Source organism: uncultured Campylobacter sp., from assembly GCF_938018145.1.
Lineage (GTDB): Bacteria > Campylobacterota > Campylobacteria > Campylobacterales > Campylobacteraceae > Campylobacter_A.
On the sequence record NZ_CALIII010000419.1, the window covers coordinates 1 to 21,862 of the forward strand.

The 21,862-nt window shown below is 38.4% G+C and carries 25 protein-coding genes; 4 read left to right on the plus strand and 21 right to left on the minus strand.

Translation table 11 applies throughout. From position 1 onward, the window contains the following. Positions 1–1,214: 1,214 nt before the first annotated feature. From Q0338_RS09680 to Q0338_RS09715, 8 genes are all read right to left on the minus strand, one after another. Positions 1,215–1,481, minus strand: coding sequence for a Txe/YoeB family addiction module toxin (locus tag Q0338_RS09680; protein WP_298086561.1), 267 nt, complete (start codon positions 1,479–1,481; stop codon positions 1,215–1,217). Next, positions 1,474–1,743 carry a type II toxin-antitoxin system RelB/DinJ family antitoxin gene (locus Q0338_RS09685; protein ID WP_122873508.1) on the minus strand — a complete coding sequence of 90 codons (270 nt, stop codon included), beginning with the start codon at positions 1,741–1,743 and terminating at the stop codon, positions 1,474–1,476. The genes Q0338_RS09680 and Q0338_RS09685 overlap by 8 nt, the downstream gene beginning before the upstream one ends. Positions 1,744–2,604: 861 nt before the next feature. Continuing rightward, positions 2,605–2,799 (minus strand): hypothetical protein, encoded by a 195-nt coding sequence (locus tag Q0338_RS09690; RefSeq protein WP_298086562.1) that lies wholly within the window; start codon positions 2,797–2,799, stop codon positions 2,605–2,607. A gap of 124 nt (positions 2,800–2,923) precedes the next feature. Continuing rightward, positions 2,924–4,807, minus strand: coding sequence for an NERD domain-containing protein (locus Q0338_RS09695; protein WP_298086563.1), 1,884 nt, complete (start codon positions 4,805–4,807; stop codon positions 2,924–2,926). Positions 4,808–4,856: 49 nt separating this feature from the next. Further along, positions 4,857–5,102, minus strand: a complete 246-nt coding sequence (locus tag Q0338_RS09700) for a hypothetical protein (protein ID WP_298086564.1) — start codon at positions 5,100–5,102, stop codon at positions 4,857–4,859. Next, positions 5,099–5,446: a type II toxin-antitoxin system HicB family antitoxin gene (locus Q0338_RS09705; RefSeq protein ID WP_122873506.1), complete on the minus strand. Its 348-nt coding sequence runs from the start codon at positions 5,444–5,446 to the stop codon at positions 5,099–5,101. Before Q0338_RS09705 ends, Q0338_RS09700 begins: the two co-directional genes overlap by 4 nt. Next, a complete protein-coding gene (locus tag Q0338_RS09710) occupies positions 5,443–5,673 on the minus strand; it encodes a type II toxin-antitoxin system HicA family toxin (RefSeq protein WP_122873505.1) in 231 nt (76 codons plus the stop codon). The genes Q0338_RS09705 and Q0338_RS09710 overlap by 4 nt, the downstream gene beginning before the upstream one ends. A 150-nt stretch (positions 5,674–5,823) precedes the next feature. After that, positions 5,824–6,417 carry a metallophosphoesterase gene (locus Q0338_RS09715; protein WP_122873504.1) on the minus strand — a complete coding sequence of 198 codons (594 nt, stop codon included), beginning with the start codon at positions 6,415–6,417 and terminating at the stop codon, positions 5,824–5,826. A gap of 195 nt (positions 6,418–6,612) precedes the next feature. Here Q0338_RS09715 and Q0338_RS09720 point away from each other — a divergent pair, with 195 nt between their 5' ends. The 3 genes from Q0338_RS09720 (at position 6,613) to Q0338_RS09730 (ending at position 8,708) form a co-directional block, all read left to right on the plus strand. Next, entirely contained in the window at positions 6,613–6,987 is a 375-nt protein-coding gene (locus Q0338_RS09720; protein ID WP_122873503.1) for a hypothetical protein, read from the plus strand. A 133-nt stretch (positions 6,988–7,120) separates the two neighbouring features. Further along, positions 7,121–7,798, plus strand: coding sequence for a metallophosphoesterase (locus Q0338_RS09725; protein WP_298086565.1), 678 nt, complete (start codon positions 7,121–7,123; stop codon positions 7,796–7,798). 256 nt (positions 7,799–8,054) lie between these two features. After that, positions 8,055–8,708 carry a metallophosphoesterase family protein gene (locus tag Q0338_RS09730; RefSeq protein ID WP_298086566.1) on the plus strand — a complete coding sequence of 218 codons (654 nt, stop codon included), beginning with the start codon at positions 8,055–8,057 and terminating at the stop codon, positions 8,706–8,708. A gap of 226 nt (positions 8,709–8,934) precedes the next feature. On the opposite strand, the gene Q0338_RS09735 is transcribed toward Q0338_RS09730, so the two are convergent. Continuing rightward, positions 8,935–9,429 (minus strand): hypothetical protein, encoded by a 495-nt coding sequence (locus Q0338_RS09735; RefSeq protein ID WP_122873501.1) that lies wholly within the window; start codon positions 9,427–9,429, stop codon positions 8,935–8,937. Between the two features lie 46 nt (positions 9,430–9,475). Continuing rightward, positions 9,476–9,895: a hypothetical protein gene (locus tag Q0338_RS09740; RefSeq protein ID WP_122873500.1), complete on the minus strand. Its 420-nt coding sequence runs from the start codon at positions 9,893–9,895 to the stop codon at positions 9,476–9,478. Positions 9,896–10,052: 157 nt separating this feature from the next. Between Q0338_RS09740 and Q0338_RS09745 the strand changes: the two genes are divergently transcribed. After that, positions 10,053–10,499, plus strand: coding sequence for a helix-turn-helix domain-containing protein (locus Q0338_RS09745; RefSeq protein WP_122873499.1), 447 nt, complete (start codon positions 10,053–10,055; stop codon positions 10,497–10,499). A gap of 51 nt (positions 10,500–10,550) precedes the next feature. On the opposite strand, the gene Q0338_RS09750 is transcribed toward Q0338_RS09745, so the two are convergent. The 11 genes from Q0338_RS09750 to Q0338_RS09800 all read right to left on the minus strand — a co-directional run. Then, positions 10,551–12,032 carry a type IV secretory system conjugative DNA transfer family protein gene (locus Q0338_RS09750; protein WP_298086567.1) on the minus strand — a complete coding sequence of 494 codons (1,482 nt, stop codon included), beginning with the start codon at positions 12,030–12,032 and terminating at the stop codon, positions 10,551–10,553. A gap of 214 nt (positions 12,033–12,246) precedes the next feature. Continuing rightward, positions 12,247–12,645, minus strand: a complete 399-nt coding sequence (locus Q0338_RS09755; RefSeq protein ID WP_298086568.1) for a hypothetical protein — start codon at positions 12,643–12,645, stop codon at positions 12,247–12,249. 71 nt (positions 12,646–12,716) lie between these two features. Continuing rightward, complete coding sequence (locus tag Q0338_RS09760) at positions 12,717–13,793, minus strand: hypothetical protein (RefSeq protein ID WP_298086569.1); 1,077 nt, start codon at positions 13,791–13,793, stop codon at positions 12,717–12,719. Positions 13,794–13,809: 16 nt separating this feature from the next. Further along, positions 13,810–14,244, minus strand: a complete 435-nt coding sequence (locus tag Q0338_RS09765; RefSeq protein ID WP_298086570.1) for a hypothetical protein — start codon at positions 14,242–14,244, stop codon at positions 13,810–13,812. A gap of 94 nt (positions 14,245–14,338) precedes the next feature. Further along, positions 14,339–14,782, minus strand: coding sequence for a DUF1566 domain-containing protein (locus Q0338_RS09770; protein ID WP_122873495.1), 444 nt, complete (start codon positions 14,780–14,782; stop codon positions 14,339–14,341). A 30-nt stretch (positions 14,783–14,812) separates the two neighbouring features. After that, positions 14,813–15,769 carry a DUF1566 domain-containing protein gene (locus Q0338_RS09775; RefSeq protein ID WP_298086571.1) on the minus strand — a complete coding sequence of 319 codons (957 nt, stop codon included), beginning with the start codon at positions 15,767–15,769 and terminating at the stop codon, positions 14,813–14,815. Positions 15,770–15,826: 57 nt separating this feature from the next. Then, positions 15,827–16,978 (minus strand): DUF1566 domain-containing protein, encoded by a 1,152-nt coding sequence (locus tag Q0338_RS09780; protein ID WP_298086572.1) that lies wholly within the window; start codon positions 16,976–16,978, stop codon positions 15,827–15,829. A gap of 470 nt (positions 16,979–17,448) precedes the next feature. After that, positions 17,449–18,132 carry a hypothetical protein gene (locus tag Q0338_RS09785; protein ID WP_298086573.1) on the minus strand — a complete coding sequence of 228 codons (684 nt, stop codon included), beginning with the start codon at positions 18,130–18,132 and terminating at the stop codon, positions 17,449–17,451. A gap of 23 nt (positions 18,133–18,155) precedes the next feature. After that, positions 18,156–18,605 carry a DUF1566 domain-containing protein gene (locus Q0338_RS09790; RefSeq protein ID WP_298086574.1) on the minus strand — a complete coding sequence of 150 codons (450 nt, stop codon included), beginning with the start codon at positions 18,603–18,605 and terminating at the stop codon, positions 18,156–18,158. 9 nt (positions 18,606–18,614) lie between these two features. Beyond that, positions 18,615–20,909 (minus strand): DUF1566 domain-containing protein, encoded by a 2,295-nt coding sequence (locus Q0338_RS09795; RefSeq protein ID WP_298086575.1) that lies wholly within the window; start codon positions 20,907–20,909, stop codon positions 18,615–18,617. After that, a partial coding sequence (locus tag Q0338_RS09800) for a hypothetical protein (RefSeq protein ID WP_298086576.1) occupies positions 20,906–21,862 on the minus strand: 957 nt, incomplete at its 5' end. The genes Q0338_RS09795 and Q0338_RS09800, both read right to left, overlap by 4 nt.

Genomic DNA, 21,862 nt, shown 5'->3' on the forward strand with positions numbered 1-21,862 from the left:
TATAGCTTTATCAAAATAATAGAAATTTGGTCTCTTTGAAATTTTCGTGATCATCTTAGAAAGCATATCTGACCTTATGCCTCGAAAATTTTCTGTAACAAAATACCAAATTTTCTGTAACAAATAAAAAGTGTCCAATTTTCAGAACAACAAATTTATGGTTAAATTGGATTAAGATATCGATAGATACGTAGTTTGTGAAAAAAAAATACATATGCAGTGGTGGACAGAGAGGGACACTCCGCCGTACTATAAAATTTTTCTATCATTTACCACCTTTCTAAGCCCTAAATACGGGGATTTATACTATATGATATTGTATAATTTTTTACCTTTATTTACAATTATTTTTCTATCACAGACTCATCTATTTCTACAACAAGCAAAATACCGATATATCAAGATTATAAGTAATTTTATAGTTAAAAAACTGTACTAAATTTTGGAACAAGCTTTAGGAGCATTTGAGTTCACAATTCAAATCTCTTTTAGGGTATACGATTAAAATCTCTTTTTAAAATATACATAAGCATGCGTAAAACATAAGAATATTTTATCTTATTTCGTATATACTTATAAAAATAAATACTAGAGAATACATTTATTCAAACAAGATTAAAAGTATTTAAAAGCGGTAATTCTTTGGCACTGAGGCTTCTAAAAAGCCTAAAATTAGGCAACTTTAAAGAATTTACACTAAAGAGCCTTAATGATAACGAAGTGGTTTAACTCCGGTCAAAGAGGATAAGTAGAGCGAATTCTTTAAGACGCTAGATGAGCTAAAAGATGCGAGCGTTAAATTAAAAGAATTGAACAGGCTTTACCGCAAGAGCGAAATTTTGCATTTAAATTATACTAATATGATGCAGTTCAAATCGTGATAATCTTTCACTATTTCTTAAAAAAGCGTGAAAGACGCCAAGCAATGAGCTAAAACGAGCTAGAAAAATACTAAAGCGTTACGCATGGGTTAATTCCCATTATGACGATCACTCTTAAAATTTCAATTTTTCAAACTACTTTACCATAAAATTTACTTATACTTCCGCTTAAAAACGCCAGCAACGGCGCATTTTTATCTAAAACGGCGACAACTTAGGTAAAATTTATGAGTTTTTCAAGCTATCCTCTCAGATGCGTTAGCGTTGGGGCTTACAGCCTCCGTGCGGCATCTAGCCGGCGATGCGATCCTCTTGGCATCGGCTTAGCTAAAATTACTTCTCTTTGTAATGCGTTCCGACTTGTAAAATTTGTGCCGTATCGCCCTTAATCCTATAAACGATGCGGTTTTTACCGTCTATCCTGCGAGAGTAGCAACCGCTTAGATCGCCTTTTAGCGCTTCGGGCTTGCCTATACCTTCTGCTTCATTACCTCTAACGATGTCTTTGATGAGTATATTTATCTTCGCAAAAAGCTTCTTGTCGCTAGTAAAATTTAGGTAATTATCCCATGCGTCGGGATAAAACTCGATATTAAGCATCGGCTAAACTCTCAAGCTCGCTTAGATTTTTTCTTATCATCTTTACCTTGCCGCTATCTATATTTTCTATCACGCTTTTTAGATACTTCGCGTCTATTTCGTCTTTTTGCGCCGTTATGGCAAAGGGTATGGCTTGCTTATTTACCGATTGCTTTAAAAATAGCTTTATCGCCGTACCAAGATCAAGCCCGAGCTCTTTAAAGAGTTTATCGGCTTCGTTTTTGAGTTCTTTATCTACTCTAAATTGTATTAATGCATTCATTTATATGACCTTTGAAGTTAAATTGACCGCATTATAGCATATTTTTATATCCGACTCTCCTCGTATGCGTATTCCTCGTAAATTTCATCGTAACTCTCGTCAAGAAATCGCCTCACTATAAGAAAAGTCGTTTTGTATACTGGTTTTTATGTCGATTTGGTTTTTTTGGCATTAGTGCTGCTTCCTCGCATGTTTTACCCTGCGACAAGCACCTCTTAAAACCCGCCTCACACACATAAGCAATAGTCCATATTTATGTTTTTATTAAAAACCGGCCTTGTAATATCAATGGGTAAAGTCGGCATCAAGCCGCAAGCCTTGGCGAGGCATATTTTTTACTACCTGTTACTCCTTCCCGGTCACAGCCTCTCTAGCATCCTTTAGCTTCTCTTGTAGCAGATATCTTACGATAACCATTTGCTCAACGCTGAGGTCTTTTAGCTCATAGGCGTTCGTTCGGTTTTTAAAGTTAAATTCCGCTATCTCTTTTATAAATTAGGCAAACAAGCTTTTATTTGGCTCGCCGCTATCTAAATTTTGACCTTCATTTCGAAGTATCGGTAGCCTGCTCTCAAACCTATCCAAATCAAATGAAGTAGAAAAATAGATAAAAAATCCTTCCCTAAAAGCTCCACTACGGCATATTTATCGGTAGCTTCTTTTTATCTCCTCTCTTTTGTTTACACGCTCTTTGCATTTTCGTTTTGAATAACTCGCAACTCTCGTCTCGCCCAAAGGTATAATAGCTACGTTGCTTAATGTTTTAAATTTTCTCATTTTATTTTTCTCGTTTTCTAAATTTGCTATACGGGGGGGGGGTAAATTTGTCTATTCGCTATTTCGAAGTAGCCTTTAGAGCCCTTAACTCATCTTGCTTATATCGTCTTTATTGATGCAGTCTCTCGCTCTGTCCTTAAATATATCGTCGTCAATATTTTTTAGATAATCCTGATAACTCTCGTTTTTTGATTTGAAATTCCCTATAAGCCCTAAACTTATGTCGTAGCATCCTATCAACACTGCGACGGACCTAGGCAAGGTAAGCTCTAGCCTCACCCTGCCGAACTTCGTCAAATTTAAGTTTGAGAGTATAAATTTACGTCCAAGATGAGCAAAGACTGCGAGCCTGAATTTAACCTTGCGGCAAGAAACGCCGTAAGCCCAAATTTAAAGCTAAATCTTACCCAAATAGCCCTGCTATTATAGCAAACAGTTCGCTTCCGGCCACCACTAGCTCGGCTCCGTCTTTTATATCTCTTAGCACGGGTTTTATGGAGGCTAGTTTTATTTTTGAGCTTGCGGTTTTTTCGTCTTTACTTGGCCCTTCGGCAGCTTTTGCTATGCTTGCGTATTTTTTTATCGTTTCTATTACGCTTTTAATCTCATCGGGTAAATTTTCGTCAAGTTTTTCCGGAATCGAAACGTATAAATTTTCCTTGCTTCTAGTTAATAAAACATAAATTTTTCTATAAAATAGCTTGCGGTCGTTTTTTAGCGTCGTTTGCAGAAACGGCAAAAAGTTGTGTATAATGATATTTTGAGCTTCAAGGCCTTTGATAGATTGCATTGTAAGCACGTCTATGTTTTTATCTTTTGGCAAGGCGTATTCTTTTATGGCCTCGACCGATTTTTTACTATTGCTTAAAACTACGCTAGTTTCGTTTATGGGCAAGGACTCTAAAACGCCTCTAAGCTGCGAAAAATCATCCATTGCCTTTATATTCACGCTTCCGTCTTGCAGTACGCATTCGATGTCTTCCAGAAAGCTTTTATCTAGGTAAAAGCTGTTTTTATAGTAGGTATTTATCGCGCTATCGTTTTGCAAGATTTCAAATGCGCACCTAGCGATATTTGACGGCGTTCGGTAGACGTTTTTTAGGTTTTTTACCCGCCCTCTCATATCTATGCGCTCAAATTTTGGATGATGAAAGATATCAGCGATGCTATTCATCGTATAGGGGTAAAATTTCTGCGCCTCGTCTATAAAAAACACGCAGTCTTTTATCTCCTCGTAAATAACCCTCATAAATCCGGCCGGCATATCCTGCGTCTCGTCGCAAAGGACATAATCGATCGGATGTTTTGCCAGATGAGCGCTAAATTTAGCTCTAAATTCAGTTATGGCTTCATCCGTTTCAAAGATTTTGTATTTTTCATCTAGGCTCGTCTTTTCGTCGATACCAAGTTTAGCCTCGTCAAATCCTATGCGATTTAAAAGCGAGATAATGGAGTATACGGCTATACTTTGCTTCATAAACCTATCGCCAAAGCTTGATCTTATGTTTTCGGCTAGGTTTTTGTTAAAGCAAAGCACTAAAAATTTCTCGCTATCGTCTCGCTCTAGCCTGTTTGCGACGAAATTTGCTAAAATCATCGTCTTGCCCGTGCCGGCCACGCCCCTTATCACGCGAAAGCCGCCCGTATAGCCGCTCATGATACTAAGCTGCTTACGGTCAAAAAACATAATCTCGTCTTTGGTAATTATCGGGATGATTTTTTGTTTTAGCTTGCTTTGACTGACTAGCATTTGTGAGATTTTTAGAAACTCTTTTTTGTTTGGGATGTGATCCGCAACGGATGAGTGGAAAAACCTGGCAAATATGTCGTTGTTGTTAGCCAAATCATCTTTAAAAAATGTATGGTTTTTAAAGTTTTTATAGCTTGGATTTTTTTCATAAAATTTATCGGCCTCATCCTTGCTAACAGATGGAAATATTACTCGGTATTCCACGTTTATCGGTACTTTTTTAAGTTCGGACTGGATTTTAGCAAGCAGCATTCTTTGATAAATTTTAACCTGCTCGTAAGGGTCGTTTGCGCTATCTATCTGATTTAAATTTGACCAGTTTTTAACCTCGATGACGTAGATACCAAATACAGGATGAAGCAATAGCAGATCAATCTCCTTTGATGAGCCTGCCGCATCATCAAGCGTGGCTTTTGGGATGAGATAGTAGTTCTCATCGCCTTTGGAGTTTAAAATTTTGCCTATGGCTTCAAATACGTCCGCCTCGCCTTGCTCGCCTTTAAAAATTTTACTAAATATGCTTTTTATTATGTTCAAGGGATTTCCTTTGTTAAATTTGAAGTATTATAGCGGTTTTTAAAAATGTTTACTTGCCGGTATTTATAAATATCTTGCAAAATTTCTCCCAATCGTGCAGATAAACCAGCCTCTCACCATCTATCTCCTTGCCGTTTTCGTCGACAAACACGCCTTGCGTCGAGCCAAGACTCTTTTTGAGCCAAAATTCGTAAAACGGCAACCTTTTAATATCGCTTTCTTTGACTCCGGGGCAGTAGCCGTTTGAAAATATCTCAAGTCCGAAGTAGGTTTTTTGTTTAGCCTGCTCTCTCATAGAGATAATGCTCTCCTGGCGGTATCGCTAAGCCAAGCCGAGCGGTTGTTGGTTATTTTATCTATGGCGTTGATTATGGATTCGGGCATAGTGATATTGATGCGTTTAAATTTTGTATCGTCGCCGGGCTCGATTATTTTTACGCCCTCTTTTAGGTCCGTTTCTATGACGAATCTAAAAGCCTTTTTTACGTCCGCTATCGCTTCAGCCTCATTTTCGCCGTCGCCCATAACCAAAGGATAATCTTTATATCTAGCCAGATATCCGCCGCCTTCGTCCTTTGATAGCTTTTTGACTATGATCTCGTAAGGCAAATTCATGTAGTATTCAACGTCTTTTTTCATTGATCGTCCTTTAACGCTTTTAAAACTATTTTTACGTAAATCGGCTTGATCGGGCGTTTATACGGTATGGTTATCGTATCTTTGCCCGACTTTCTAAACTGCCAATGGCTTGAACCGTTATTTGAGGCGCTATATCCTTCGTTTTCTAGTAAAATTTTAAGCGTCTCAAACCTAACGTTAAGAGGATTTTGGGTAAGTTCGCGTATCAATTTATCTTTTTTGCTCACCTTAAATCCTTATTTTTAGTAAGTATTATATACACATCTAGCTTACTTTATTTTTAATGTTTCAATCGTTCTAAAAATTTTAAACGACGTAGCTTATCAAAAAACCAATTCGTAACTCGCACTAAAGCCATTTTTTCAGTTAGAGGCGTTTTATATCTCCACGACGATAATCTTCGGTTCTTTTAAATTCCTATCGCAACCGGGATTATAAATCGTGGTATACTTTAGCCTGCATATATTTTTTATAGGATTATGGGTATGCCCGCAAAGAAGGATTTTTGGGCTTATGACTTGTTTGCCGATAGCATTATAAAGTTTTTCGCTACCGTAATCATTGCCGCTAGCACCCACGGAAGCCTTCGTGTAGGCAGGCGGAACATGCGAAAGTAAAACATCGCACTGAGTAAATTTTTCATAATTAGGCCTCAAATATGGAACACAGCCGAATTTTACTCCGTCTATTTCTTTTACGGCGTTGTCTGCGTAAACTTTTGGGATATCGTTTAACCACTCTTGCTCGTAGGCCAGCCCTACGTCGTGATTTCCGCTGCAAACAAATACAGGTTTAGTAAAATTTGTAATCCATTTGCTAACGTAAGCTATCTGCGGAGCTATCCCGCCCTCGTCAAAAGCGTCGATAAAATCGCCCGTTATACAAATAACGTCGAAATTTGATTCAGTATCTTTGATAAATTTGAACCACGATTTATTAAAATGCAGATCTGTCGCATGGAGAATTTTCATTGGGAAGCCTTGAAATTTATTGGAATTTTAACATGGGTCGAATAAAAATATGATTACGTGAAGTCCAATTTTATGGGCTTTTAACAATATCAATAAATAAATTTACGATTTTTCTCATGCGTGACCCGTTTTTGCTTGCATCCATTCTCGTGATTCGATACACTGCCCTTATAACTTCAATAAAAAGGAGAACTCATGGTTAGATATACAGATTTTTTCAAAAACTGTAGTATCATTTTTTGTGGTGAATATTTTCAAGTTGCGGGCTATATCGGGCTAAAATTTTATCAGCTCAATCTGCCAAACGACCCCTGGATGTGGGAGAACAGCGATGAAACGCTGGAAAAAATAGAGTTTGATGAAAAAGCAGGAGAATACTTGTGTTTCATTGAGACGTCTTATTTTTCGGATCACAGCTACTACTGTTTCGTAAAATACAAGCTTGAAGACGGCGAAGATTCGAAAGTATTTCGCGTCAAGAGCTACGAGTTCGTTCATCCGCAGGACTCAAAGCGCATAGAAGAGCTGGAAGAAATTGTTAGAAACAGCGAAGGGGTATACTTGAAATAATTTTTCAGCTGAAATTTGTACAAATTACTACAAATTTCAGCCAATTTTTATCTTTTATGAATAAAATTCCACTACCTTTATACAAAAAACTTAACCCAAAAATTTTCCACAAATTTACGCACAAGAACCAAAAATGATAAAGATAAAACATATAAACGAAGATAACTATGCGCGGATTTTCGTATTCGGCGATCTGCACGGCAGTCTCGGGCTTTTTGAGCTGATGATTGAAAAGATAAATTTAACAAAAAAAGATCTGATAATCATCCTGGGCGACAGCTGCGACAGAGGCGAGGATACGATCGGACTGTATCAAAGATATATCGAGCTAATCAAAGACGGATACAACCTACTTCACGTGCTTGGAAATCACGAAAAGATGATGTTTGACGGATTTTTCGGTTGCGATCCGCTGGAGTATCAAATTTGGATCAAAAACGGCGGAAACAAGACGAAAAAATCGATTTGTAAGAGAAATTTAAGTAGATTTTCTCTTACTTGGCTCAAAAATTTCATCAGCAATATGCCCCACGTCGTAAGCTCTGAAAAAAGCATATTCGTCCACGCAGCCTTTGACGGCGGCAAAAGCGAAGAGGAGCAGGACGAGGACTACGTACTATGGAGTATAGAGCCCTTTTGGGAGAGTAATAATACGGGCAAGAGGATATTTCACGGGCACGTCGCAAGCGAAGAAAATAGGATAACCAGACGCGAAAATAACGTCTTTTCGATGGACGTAGGGGCCGTGTTTTTCAAGCGCCTAGTTATCATGGAAATAAAAAGCGGCGCGAAATTTGAAGTAAGCCTATAAGTCTAAATTTAAGCATAAATTTAGCATTTTAATAGGATAAATGCAGCTAGGCTTGTAAATTTAGCAAGGTTGCGTAAGCCGTACCCGTCTCAAAATCTAGAGCAAATTTAAAGCCGCACGGCTTATACCGTCTTAAATTTAATCCAAAAGCCAAAAAACAGGCAAATTCGCAAATTTGGGCAATCTTTTACGAATTTGAGCGTCAAGGATTATTTGCTTGGCCGCCGTAAATTTTAAATACATTTTAGGAAAAACGATGATTTATTTTACCTCCGATTTGCATTTCGGACATAGTAGTATCATGAAATTTCATCCATGCTTTAGGCCTTTTTCTAGCGTAGAGGCGATGGACAAGGCGCTCATTCGTCTCTGGAACTCGCGCGTAAATCCCTGCGACACGGTCTATAACATAGGCGACCTAAGCTTTCACAAGGATATGGGGACCAATATATCCATCTTTAGCAAGCTAAACGGCAAGCACGTCCTAGTGCTAGGCAATCACGACGAAGCGATAAAAAAGCATAAAGACGAGCTGCTAGCCATGAAAAAGCAAGACGGCAACGCGCTGTTTGAGGAAATTTGCGAATACAAAGAGATCACCGTACAGCACGGACAGGATAAATTTCGCCTCGTGCTCTTTCACTATCCGCTAGCCGAGTGGAACGCATGCCACCACGGCGCGATCCAGCTCTACGGCCATATCCACGCAAATATCGCAAATATAAAAGGCAAGGCGCTAAACGTCGGCTACGACCTGCACGGCAAGATTTTAAGCTTTGAGGAAATTTATGGTTTCGTTAAAGACCTGCCGCCGTTTGAGTATAGCGAACATAGGATGTTTAGTGAAGAAGATAGCGTAGAGAGCCGGAGCGCAAGGATAAAAGAGGTTTTGGAAAAAAATAACACATAGAGGATGTATTTTAACGGTTAAATATATTGATATCCATGAAATACTAGGAGTATTTGCGTATTGAGATAGCCTTTAATCGGCTATCTCAAATCTCGCTACAACTATAAAATAAACAGGATAAATACTGACTGTTACATTGTAAAATAATATCAAGAACAATACTTGGGGCTTTATATTTTAAAACAGAGTATTAATAAATTTTACCCAGTAACATATAGCCATAACGTCATTTATATATTTTTAAAGCATAGGCCGTGATTTTGGTATTAGTATAAGTATCTCTTTCTTGTTTTACATTTACCCCACCAAAAAATCCTTTAGTTACTTTAGCATCGCCGTAAACGGTTCCAGAGTTTGTTGATTCATTTTCTATTACTAAGCCATTGGCGCCCAGTTTAACAGCTTGCTCCCTAATGTTAATATCGGTATCCAAAGAATCTTCTTCGCATGCGCTCACTTGTCCTAATATCTGATAATTTATGCGCTGTAAATGAAAAGCCGGAATATCAGGGCATATGCTTTTTAAATATTCAAGTCTTTGCTCTTTCTTTTTTCTTTTTTTAGCATCGATGATTCCGATTTGTGCAAAAGTCAAAAAATAGTCAAAAACTATTGATGCAAATAAAACAACGCCAGATTTCCATTCCGTCAAAGCACTAAATATAAAAACCAAAGCAACGAAATTTACAAACCCAAAAAAACAAACCTTAAGCAATAACATAAAATTTCCTCCTATAAATTAAAATAAACACGATCTGTTGCCAAGATCACCTTAGATTAAATTTAAATGTGCCCCTGCTTGTTACTATTTTTATATTTTCTACAGCGCATTCCACAGTGTTAAATCCAACAGTCTCACCAAAATCAAGCCTCACTACTCTTTGATCCGGTATTTGCCTAACGCCCTCATTTGTAACTTCGTCAAATGCGTCGTTACCGGTAAACATAGAAAGAAGTGTTGAAGCAAGCGCCGCATATACTTTTTCATAATCTATGAGCATACATTCTCCATCATTAACTGTCGATTTAGAAAGGTCAACGGTTAAAGAACCATTATATAAAGACTTTATCTCAATATAATTAACGTTATTATTCTTGCGCACAAATCTTATGTCTATCGGCGCATCTTTTCCAAACGCTAACGACGCTCCAAACAATAAAACAAAAACTAAAAACAACTTTTTCATAAAATTCTCCTATATGAATTTAAAATAAAGAATAATTTTTATAAAAATTATTCTTGTAGGATACTAAAATTTATCAATTTTTGCCGTATAGAATAAATATTTCTAATAGCATAATATTGCTCAATATAATTCAAAAGTTACCCGCAAAGGATAAATTATGCAAATATACGAGCGTATAAATCAGATCCTAAAAAACAAAGGCTTAAAGAAAAAAGACTTTTTAAATAGATTTCTTTCTCTAAATCCGACTCTAAAAAGTAGCGGCGAAAGTCCGTCGATACCATCTATCTACAACTACCTAAGCGGCAACAGAGAGATCAAAGCCGAGCTAATTCCATTTATCGCCAAGGCTCTTGAGGTTAGCGAACAAGAGCTTTTTTTAGACGACGATAACTCGGCCGATCTGCTAAAAGGGCTACTAAATAGGCAAGGCCAGAGCTCGGCGCTAAACCGTAAAAATCAGCTCATCATGGAGCTGCTTAGCCTTTGCGAATATGCCTCCGAGCCGCTTTTGGAGCGGATTTTAGGCGTACTTGAAAAAAACAAAGAAGTATGCATTCAGGGTATGAAGCAGCTCTCCGATATAAATTTGAACAGACTTTAGTATGCCTTAATCACGACTTAGGCCTCGCAACTACCCATCGCCCCTGCCGCATTAAATTCCAAGCACACTATCTTTTAGCTCACCAATTTTCTCCTTTCCGCTCTTTACGTCCACGAGGGTTATCTGCCCGTTTCTAAAATGCCATTCGTTAAATTTCATCACGCATCCTTTGGCTTTTTTTTCGAGTATTTTTTCTTGTAGTTTATTTATGAGCTCAAACTCATACGTTGCCTCGCGCTTCTCGATCTCGTCTATAAACATCGGCTTTAGCAAATTTCTCTCACCGTCATGTAAACACTCAAAAGGCTTTAGTTTAGAGCAGTTTACTGCGTCCGCGCCGATGGTAAACAAGCTTTTGTTTTTCATCAGATATATGTCTACCATATTTCCTATCAAGGCTTCGTATTTATCATATCCCAGCTCCTTTTTTAGAGTGGATTCGTTTTGAAAGGCGAGGATAAGTTCGACCTTACTTTGGCGCAAAATTTCCTCGTGAAAATTTGAGTTTTTGCCGGCGATTTTTGCCGTTTCATCTAAAAATAAGCTAATAGGGATCAAATTTTTCCCACCGGCTCTTTTGATAAAGCTCGGAATAAAGCTATCTAAAAGCATAGCCAAAGTTTGGCTACTTGAGTTTATCGCGTTAAACACGACTATCTTGCCTTCGTTTAGATACTGCGAGATACTGTTTTTGTCGGCGTTTACCGTCTCGTCGTCGGCTAGTTCGTTGATAACGGTAGCCATGATGGAGAGATTTCTAAAGTCATTTATTACCCTTTCCTCGTTTTTTGCTTTAGTAAGATCAAATCTACCCATAATATCGATCAAATTTTGCTTAGACGCTAGCAGATCTTTAAGCCTCAAGCGAACCTCTTTTTTCTCGTTTACGACTTGGTCTAGGTTTAATTTCAAGTCGCCGTTAACGCTTGCTAAAAATTCGGTAAATTTTAAAATATCCTGCGTCAAATTTCTTATAGTGTGGATATTGAACGGATATGCGTCGCTTAGGCGGACGGCTTGAGCAAAACCCCTTATGTTATGTTTTCCAACGATGTCCGTAAATTCGCCCAATGCTTTTAAAAAGTTAAATATACTCAGCGTCAAATTTGCGCCGTATTCTTGCCAAAAACTATCTATGGTTTTCATAAGAGAGCTAGTGGTATTTTTAAAGTCTCTGCCCGAGATATCTTTGATCAAATTTATCTTTTCGCCAAGAAACGTTCCGACAACGACGACATCCTTTAACCTGCCCGCTCTTTTAGCCAGAGCCTTAACCGCGCTCTCTTCGCAACCTTTGTAGTCAAACACGAATATTCCATGCCCTCTTTGCATCCTGTCGAGCAAATTTGGATATATCATCGAAGTAGTTTTGCCGCAACCAGTCTCGCCGATGATAGCAGCGTGAGTGAAGTTGCAAGGGATTATGAGATTGCCCTCCTTGCAAATTTGCGCGTCTTCTTCTTGTTTGGCAAATCCTATCTCGCCAGAGCTTTGCTCTCCCTCTTCGTACCTTAAAAAACCTATCGGTCTCATCTTTTCTCCTTTGTTTTGAAATTATGATGGAATTGTCGCATCTTTCTTTCAGAAGCTTCTGAATGACGCGCCTGTCGGGGCTTGATTAAAATTTGAGTTTAAAAAAATAGAGGTAAATTTGAGAAAATTAAGGCAAAAGAGGTAAAAAAAATAGCAGAAAGGTAAAAACTAGAGTTAAATTTAAAGGGCGCGGTAATATTTGCGCCCAAATTTACTATAAATGCAGCAAAAACATCAAAAAAACGCCAAATATCGTCCCAAAAACAAATGCCTCAAGCCTAATAAGGGAGATGTTTTTTATAAACTTATTCATAGATTTTATAAAAGTATTTTGAGCGCGGGTGTATTCTATTGCTCTTTGTCTTAGCAAATAGGTGCACGGAAAGATATTTTCCTTAATGTAGGAAACGCAGTCTTGTAGTCTCTCGACGGTTTCTTTAGGGTCGTCTATGCCTATACCGGCCGTTGCTAGTACGAATTTTATCTCTAGCGCCTCGACGGAGTTTTGGGTTTCGTCGGCAAATTTATCGTATTTTTCCTTGATATAGGCGATTATCTCCTCGCCGCTTTTCCCGGCTATTTCGCTTTGCGCGCTATCTTGTGGTTCTTGCATATCTTCTCCTTTGTAAAAATATGCAAGAATTATAGCTTTAGTCTTTCAGAAGCTTTTGAAAGCCGCCACTGCTACATTTTAGGATGAAATAGATCGTTTATGAAATTTGGATTTAGCATAAACATCATGGAGTAAAAGGTTAAAATTTGAGCCGTCGTTTCCTCGTCTTCTTTGGCATTTGGACTAACGAGTAAAATTTCGTCTTTCTTATTTTTGTTTAAGATATGTTTGCACTCTTTTAAAAACTCTATTAGTTTATCTGAAAACAGCCCCATGACATGCAGGGTCTTATCTTGGATCTTGATAGCTATTTTTTCTTTGAAGTCTATTAGGGTGATTGGATTTGAGGTTAAATTTTGCGTAAAAAAAGCCATTGTAGGCGATGCTAATTTGACCGGTGATGGGGCGGCATACATCATTGCGGATGAGGTAGCACTAGGCGTATTTACAGCGGGCAAAGGTTTGCCAACTATTATTTTATAAGCTTTGGCTGCATTTAAAGATATATCCTCAAAAAGTTCATCGTCAAATTTTGCCTTTAGAATACCGCTTAAAGAAATTTCTGAATCAACCACCGAAAAAAACGGTAAGTAAAATAGCTCAGAACAATCTTTGTCTATTTTAAATACCTTGTCCATTACTTTCAAGAAATTATTTTCGCATATCGGAAGCCAAATTCTACAATCATCGTTGCAAGAAGTAATGGCCAAATACTTATTAACGGCCAATTTTATAAACTGAGCTTTTTGAAGCCTTCTTTCTTTATCTTTGCAAATTTGAGAAATAGCGTTAGGCGTAGGTATTTTAATCTTTTTCTCTAAGTCGCCGATATTTAATTTAATGGTTTTTGTTTTACCGTTTTCTTTAACTTTGCTCTTCAGTAGCCCATCCAGCAAGGACTCCATAGGTACTTTCAAATAACCTTCTTTGGCAACTGAATTATCTCCTTCTTTGGCAACTGAATTATCTCCTATATAATCAAAAAACGCCTCAAAGTGCTCGCGTTTATTTTTAAAAAATTCTATGTAGTTACTGTTTTTTAAAAAACTATTCTCTATTTCGCCTCTACCTTGTTTATATATTATGTACAGTTGTTCGTATGTAGCGGTGAGTTTCGTGCTTGCGTTTAATGCGTCTTTTTTGTTCATATTTTATTCCTTAAATCTAAAATTCAAGCGATAAGTCGTCTTCATTACTCTTATTAAAAATTCCTCGAAAAGGATGTTTTTTAAGTTCTATCTCGTAAAGCTCATTTTCGATTTTTTCCCTTAGATGTTCGTCGTCGCAGTCTAAAGCCTCAAGCGCTTCCTTGAGCAACTTTTGAGCTTCGTCGAGCTTATCTTGCCTCGCAAGGCAAACGGCGAGCCTGTAAAGACATCTGGCAAGCTGATCCTGCGGGACTTTGCGAACTATGTCTTTTAGCTCGCAAATCGCCTCTTCTTTTTCCTTCTTTGAAATTTTAAGCTCCAAAAGTCCCAAATTTAGCTCAAAAGCGCACTCGAAAAGATTGTTTTCCATAGCAACGGCGATGTGCTGTTTATAAAAGCGTTTTTTATCAAATTTAACGCTTAGAGACGTTGTTCTTTTTAGATTGTTCATTTTTGTTCCTTTGGGCTGAATTATACCAAATTTAGGCTTTATAATGTCCTGAAAGCGGCAAACATTCACCGCCTCAAGGCCGAAATTTTAAATTTTAGTAGTTTCGGACGCAGCGGATGAAGTGGCGATCTGAAGATCTTTCGAAGTCGCCGTAGCTACCGTCTATAAAATTCACATTCCATATACAATTCCTACTGATTACACTTTTTTCACTTGTCCAATATTTCCCAGATTCGATATTTTTAAAGGCTTCGTTTATCGCTGGATTATACCTACCATCGTCGGTAATGCTCAAAAGTTCGAATCTAGTAGGCAGCCTCCAGTCCGAATATCCGGCTAGACCTAGCTTTTCGCAATAGCGTCTAGAGTCATTCCATTCGTATTTATAAGTAGTGTTGTCCTGCCACATTAATCTCCCAAGCTTGTCTTCCTCGCATATTACGACTCTTTTATCGTCGTCCCTATGACAAACAGCTTTTAAGGCTTCGGAGTTCGCTGATACAAAAAGTAGCGCTATAGCTATTAAATATTTATTCATAGATTATCCTTTATTTTTAATTTTCTAATATCAATACTCTCTCACGCATCTTGCAAAGCAATCAGCATTCTCTCCGGCCCAGCCGACGCCGCCGAATAAATCAAAACTGATAAGCAGCATGATGGACGGATATTCTGCGTGCTTCGTATTGCTCCAGTACAAACCGGTTTCGAAGTTTTTAAAAACAGGATTTATGGATCCGCTAGAATAATAGCGACCATCAGTTATACTTATCAGCTCTTTCCTGCTAGGTAGTTTCCAGTCGCTAAAGCCTGCAAATTTTAAATCCTTGCAGTATTGTTTTGCTTCATCTAACGTCCCTTTAAATATTTCGGCGCCGTCTTGCCACATTAGTCTATACGCCGTGTCTATCACAACCTCTTTAACATCGTTTCGACGCATAAAGTTGTTATGTTCCAACAAAATATAATCGGATGACACTATTTTGGGTTCAGCCAAATTTGAAATTACCTTCAAAATATCATCCAATACTTTAGGTTCATTGCTTTTAGGTCGCATATTTTGACCTGCTTGAGGGGATTTAACAACCCTAACGCAACGAATGTAATAACGATTGGTTAATTTAATACCCCATGCCCCTTCGCTACCTTTAAAACTTACGGCCCATGCATTGGACGAATCGGCGGAATTTTTTACGGAACTCCAGTAATATGCCGATTTGGCGTTCTTAAAAGCTTCGTTTATAGTTAACTTGTTTTCGCTATCGGCAGTGATACTTAAAAGCTCCGATCTAGTAGGCAATCTCCAATCTGAACGACCGGCCAAATTTAGATCCTCGCAATAGCGGCCCGCCTCATCCCAAGTGCCTTGAAAAATTTCCGCTCCATCCTGCCATTCAAGCTTACCTAGTTTTGCTTCCTCGCATATTACGATATTTTCAGCGTCATTTTTATCGCAAAACGCCTTTAAGGCTTCGGCATTTAAGGTTACACAAAATAGCGTTAAGGTTATAAAAAATTTATTCACGAATTTTTCCTTTATTTTAATCTTATTTATACAGCTGTTTCTACGGAAACTTCAAAATCAATACCGTCTAACGCATCGTACAAAACTTTTACCGGACGCGCTACTCCAACCTTCGTATCCGAATTTAAAATTTACGACCCAAGCATTAGGTGAGCTATCCGCGCTTTTCATAGAGCTCCAGTATCGATCCTGCTTAACGTTTTTAAAGGTGCCGTTTATAGCTGGATGATCCTTGCTATCGTCAATGATGCTCAAAAGCTCAGATCTTGTAGGCAGGCTCCAGTCGTCATACCATGCAAAATTTAAGTTTTCACAGTAATGCTTAGCTTCGTCCCATGTGCCCTCAAATATTTTATCATCGTCTTGCCACATCAATCTATAAGTAGTATCCACTACGGTTCTTTCACTATCGTCACGATACGTCACTTCATAACTTGAAGGCATCGTTTCGGACTGAGTTAAATTTGGAGTTTGTGTCCTAGAGTTAGATGCATAAGAAAACATTTCATTATAGTATATGATCATGGGGACAAACCGGGAAGAGGATTTATGTTTTTCAATATCTTCCTTCATCATTTCAACGACAGCTAATTTTATACCAAGAGCCTTTTGACCATTCAATGTTGGAATTTCTTTGTCTATTAGGCTAGTAGGAATAGCCTCAGATAACATTAAGGAAAATAGACAGTTTCTTTCTTTTGTTTTTTCTTGATAGCATTGCATTGTAGCTTCTGCAAAAGCATGGATAATTGCTTTTGTATGCTTGTCGGCGCTTACTTTTTCTTCGCTTATTGACTTTAGTAGATCCAACATTTTTTTGCTGCGTATTTTGAGGTATTTATACTCAGAATTTATCAAACTATAATTCATAAGCAGAACCGACCGTTTAAAATCCGTCTCTAGTCCTAAGCCAAGCATATATTGCTCTCCCAGCTTTTGGCACGCTTCGTAAAAGCCTCTATAACAGTATTTGGTCCTAAATTTAGCTAGTTCTTTATACTTGCCATTTCTCAAAAGCCCATCAGGATCTTCATCCATATACTCGTTAAAAACTCTTTTATAAGCCTCTCCTTTTAATGCAGGCGGAAGTCCGGCTTTTTTAAATTCTGACTTGTAAAACTCTTCGGCCTCAACTTCACTCATCTGATCGGCAGTTGCACCTACGGCGAAGATTGCAAAAAGTGCTATAAACGCTAGAATTTTTTTCATTTTTGCTCCTAAAATTAATAGTTGCGTACGCAACGAACGAAATTTCGATCGTTAGCTCCGCCGTAATTGTCACTATCCCGTGCATATTTTATCTTTGATACAAATAAAAAAGATGAAGATTTTGGATGCTTTGTAGAGCTCCATAGATATTGTTCTTCTGTGTTTTTGAAAAACATTGTTCTTGTTTTTATTTGGTATCCTCAAAAACTCATCCTTGCTCGGTAGCCTTCAATTCGAGTATCCCGTGAAATTTAAATTTTCGCAGTAACGTTTCGCTGTGCTCTAATCGCCTTCAAATATATCCGCTCCGTCTTGCCACATCAGCTTATATACGCTATCTATCACGATGTTTTTGCTATCGTCGCGGTATATATCCGCTTACTTTTTAGACTCATGTTTGCTATCTATGCTGCCAAGCAGGGCATTGACCTCGTCAATCTCATTTTGCGAGAGCTTTTTATTGAGCTCTTTTATTTTAAAAAAACCGCCAAAAATTTAAAAATCTTAGATTCCGCCTCGCCGTTTCGCTTTAAATCCAGAGCCGCTAGGCCAGGAAATACCACTTCATCATAATCTTTTTTTGTTAAGCCCAGCATATCGGTTGGAAGCATGGTGCTATAAACAAGCGCTATCGCGCATGCGTCTTTTACTCCGATATTATCTTTACAATCCGAAGCGTAGGCTCTAAATTTACTATTTATGACTTTTACTACTTCTTCGTCCGGATATTTGGCTAGCTCGTCCGCTATGTCCAAGGTTAGTTTATAATACTCCCTAAGCCCTTCGTATTTGGTGTTTTTTATAGCATATTCTATATATTTTTTAGCATCACTAAAATTTATTTGAGTATATAGTCCGACCATAAAATCCCCGCCGTAATCGCCGCAAGCCTCGGGCAAGCCTCTTTTGCAGTAGAATAGTTGCATTTCGCCGATTTTTTTAAAGTTATGATTATCCCAGTCGTCGAAAGGCTCGTTTCGGTATTGCGTAAATACGGTATCATACGCCTTGCCTTTTAGTGGAGTTGGCATACCACCTAAAAGCCTATCGGCGCCCCTACTAAAGGCCGAACCCACGTCGTCTAAAAATCCCTTTGCGCCCGCCAAACTAGCAAGCGCAACCAAAAGTACAAAAGGTGCAATTAACTTTTTCATATTTTCTTTCTAAAATTTAAATTTTATTGATGATCTCTCACGCAGCGCACGAAATTTGACTTATCTAGCTCGCTCCAATTATCTCCGCCTCGTTTAAAAACCACTATCCACGCGCGGTTTTTATCGCCTTCAAATTTATCCCCGCTCCAATAAGACGCGCCGACTCCGGCTATGTATTTAAACTCTTTTTTTATAGCCGGTTCATATCTGCTTTTATCGGCTATGCTTAAAATTTCAGCCTTATTCGGTAGTCTCCAGCCGGCGTATCCAGCAAAATTTAGATTCTCGCAGTAGTCTTTAGCCTGCTCAAACGTAGCCTCCGCTATCTTTGCGCCGTCTTGCCACATTAGATTTCCAAGCTTTTTGTCTGCGCATACGACAACCTCGTTGGCGTCGTCTCTTTGACACCGCGGCGTTATCTCCGCCGCGTTTAAAAGAGCGCAAAATGCTGCTAGAAAGATAAATTTTTTCATATTTTCTCCTTATTTTAAATTTCTCACGCAGCGTGCGAAGTTATCTGCCGAGTTTATCTTGACCCAGTTGTCAAAGCCACTACCAAACTGCACGACCCAGACTCCGCCGGCATCAAAGCTAGCTCCGGTCGAGCTCCAATACGAGCCGTATTTGTCGCTGCCGTCTTTGCCTACGTGCTTAAACGCCTTGTTTATAGCCGGTTTATATCTGCCGTAGTCGGTTATACTCAAAAGCTCGCTGGCGCTTGGCAATCTCCAGTCCGAGTAGCCGCCGTAGTTTAAATTTTCGCAGTAGCTCACGGCGTCTTTATACGAACCTTTAAAAATTTCCGCCGCATCTTGCCACGCTAAACCATAAATCGCATCTACGACGATGCCGGAGTTTACGTCTATGCTAAAACCGTCGGTGAATTTGTATTTTTTGCCTAAAATTTGCAAATTTGACTGCGGCATTGTGGACGCAGGCGTTTGCTGAGGCAAGGAAGCTTGCGGCGCCTGAGTTTGACTTGGGATATATTCTTTAAATATATCTCTCTTGTATTCTAGAAAATGAGAAATATCGGCTTGTTCCCTGGCTGCGCTACTATCCGCAAATATACTAACAGCAACAAGAGAAAGCTCAACCGGACTACGCTCTTTGCCGTCCAGCGTAAGGCTACCGACCTGACTAGGAAGCATTTCCGATAAATTCATAAAAATTATGCAAGCCGAGTAATCTTTTTCCAAGCAAGCTGTAAGTGTCCCTATATACATTTGCTTGGCGATCGCAAGCTCTTTGCCTTTACCCGCATTGCTCTTCTTTGCCGTTATTATAAATCCGATGTTTTGAGCAACCCTATCTTTTAGATACTCATAATCCGTATTTTTAGCAACGTGGTTAAAAAGATTTTGAGCTGATTCGAAATCCACGTCTAATCCTATGCCCAGCATGAAATTTTCTCCCAGCCTCATGCAGGCCTCCAAAACACCTTTTTGGCAATACCCCAAACTCGTTTCATTAAAATTCTTGAAATCTTCTTTAAGCCAAAACGTATTGGAGTCTCTTATATACCCCTTGCGCTCGTCTTCATATCTGCTTTTAGGAAGTGATTCAAACTTAAAATTTTGTTTTATATTTTGTTGCGAGCTTTGGTCTAAATTTTGCTTACTTGTATTTTTAAAGTAAGCCTTGATCTTATCTGTCAAATACGGTTCTACCTCTCGGTAAGTTAAAGTATATTTGTCTGAGCTTGCGCTGTTGGACAGATAGAATGTATCGATTGAACCCTGATCTATTATAAAATAATCATTTACGATTTTTATATTCGCTTTGTCTTTTACGGTTTTAATTTCTTGCAAGCGTTCATTATCGCGAGAATCATATCCATATTTGTCTAAATTATCCGCTATATGCTTTTTAATAGCCGCAGCCAAACCCACTTTATTTTTTACAATATCTGAGGTTGGTATCTCCTTTTCGCCTATGTAAATTTGCGATTCAAAAGCAGGATGAGCCGTACCACAAGCATCATAATGATCATAATTTCCTATCAATACCATATCTTTATAGACATAATAAACATTTCTACTAGATGTTCTCCCTTGGCTACTACAAAAAAATCCATGATCGGTTTTAACGAAATCCTCTATCATTCTTTCGGCATATTCTTTAAGATCGGCAGTCTTTATGAGCGGATATTGAACGCTCATATCTTCGTGACACTCATAGGCTTCACCTTCATCATTATATTTTCTTTTCTGACAAACAAGGCCTTTAAAAATCGGCACATGAAGCTTTTGTTTCAAAGTCTCCTCTCTAATATCTCCGCTTTTTGAGGTAATTTTTATTTTGACTTCATCTGCGGAAAGTAGCTTAATATCGACTTTTTTTGCATAATCATCGTATGCTCTACAAGAAACGCCCGATACGTCAAAATCGATTTTTTCAAGCCTATCGTCCATATTGCATCCAAAACGATTAGGGCCCATGGTTACCTCCCAGCTCCCCTGCTCTTTTCCGCCCGTTGCTTTTGTCGGTTTTAGCGCTGTTAATATAACACTGACATTGGAGTCGTCCGACGAATATACCACCTGGCTTCCATACCAAAATTTAGCGTCTATTTTGCCGTATTGCGTTTCTTGGGCTTGCGGACTTGAAGCTCCCTCATCGCTTCGGCTCTCGGCTACGCTTTGCCGTTCGCTTGCTTTGGCTGTAGCTTTTGCGCCGCCGGTACCGGCATCTTTTAAAATACTTCCAAATTTTACGGCGTTTGCCAATTGAAAACATAAGCCTACCGCCAATGCGACCATTAGAAATTTTTTCATTTTATCTCCTTGAAGTTTTTCTTTATAGCATTGACTAAATTCGATTTAAAATTGATAATACGCCGCTCAAATTCTTTTTCATAGGTATTTTCATCATCTGAAGCGTTAAAAATACTTAATAAAAAAACGGGTTCTTTTTCTTGTTTTTTATCTTGAAAAATTGCTTTATTCGGAAAGCTACTTTGAGCATATATCAAAATCCCCATTTCTGCTTTATAGGCCGCGATATATTTACCGATTTGGACTAAATTTGATATATCGGTTTCGTTGCAAGGGCTATTTTTATTACAAAAATGCCTATATTTAGCATCTAAAACGGCTAAAATTTTCCCTTGTTCGTCTGTTATCGCAAAATCAGGTTTCAAATTTGAGTCCGGAATTTTATACTGCGTTTCTAGCCTAAAATTACCGCCAAATTTGTCTAATACGCTTCTTATGAGCCTCTCGACATAAAGCTCAAAAAGATTAGGCGCATATAGCAAATAACCAAAATTTAGATTTTTGACGGCGTTTTCGTTCACGTATCTTGAATCTTGTAAAATGATAACTCTGGCGATTTGTAGAGCGATTTTGTAGTCTTTATAAAGCTCGTTCATCACGGATTTTGAGTTTAAGGCTACGTTTATATCTTTTACGCTTTTCATCTCGCCGTTAGCGTTAGCTAGCAAAAAATTTCTAATCTCCTTATCGTAAAGCGCAAATTTAGGGTTTTTTCTAACCAAGATATCGTAAGCTTTTAAAAGCACCCTTGCGACCACTTCGTCGGGCACTCGCGAGCTTTTGCGGCTTGAAATTTTACCCATAAAGGGCTGATCTTTTTTGATGAAATTTTTAACATCAAGGCTTCCGTGCAGGGCGTAGTCTCTAAAAGGAATCTTTTTATAAACACTTGGGAAGCCGCTTAGCTTGGCTAGCTTTAAGCGGCTGATAAATGAGGCGTAAAGGACGTCGTC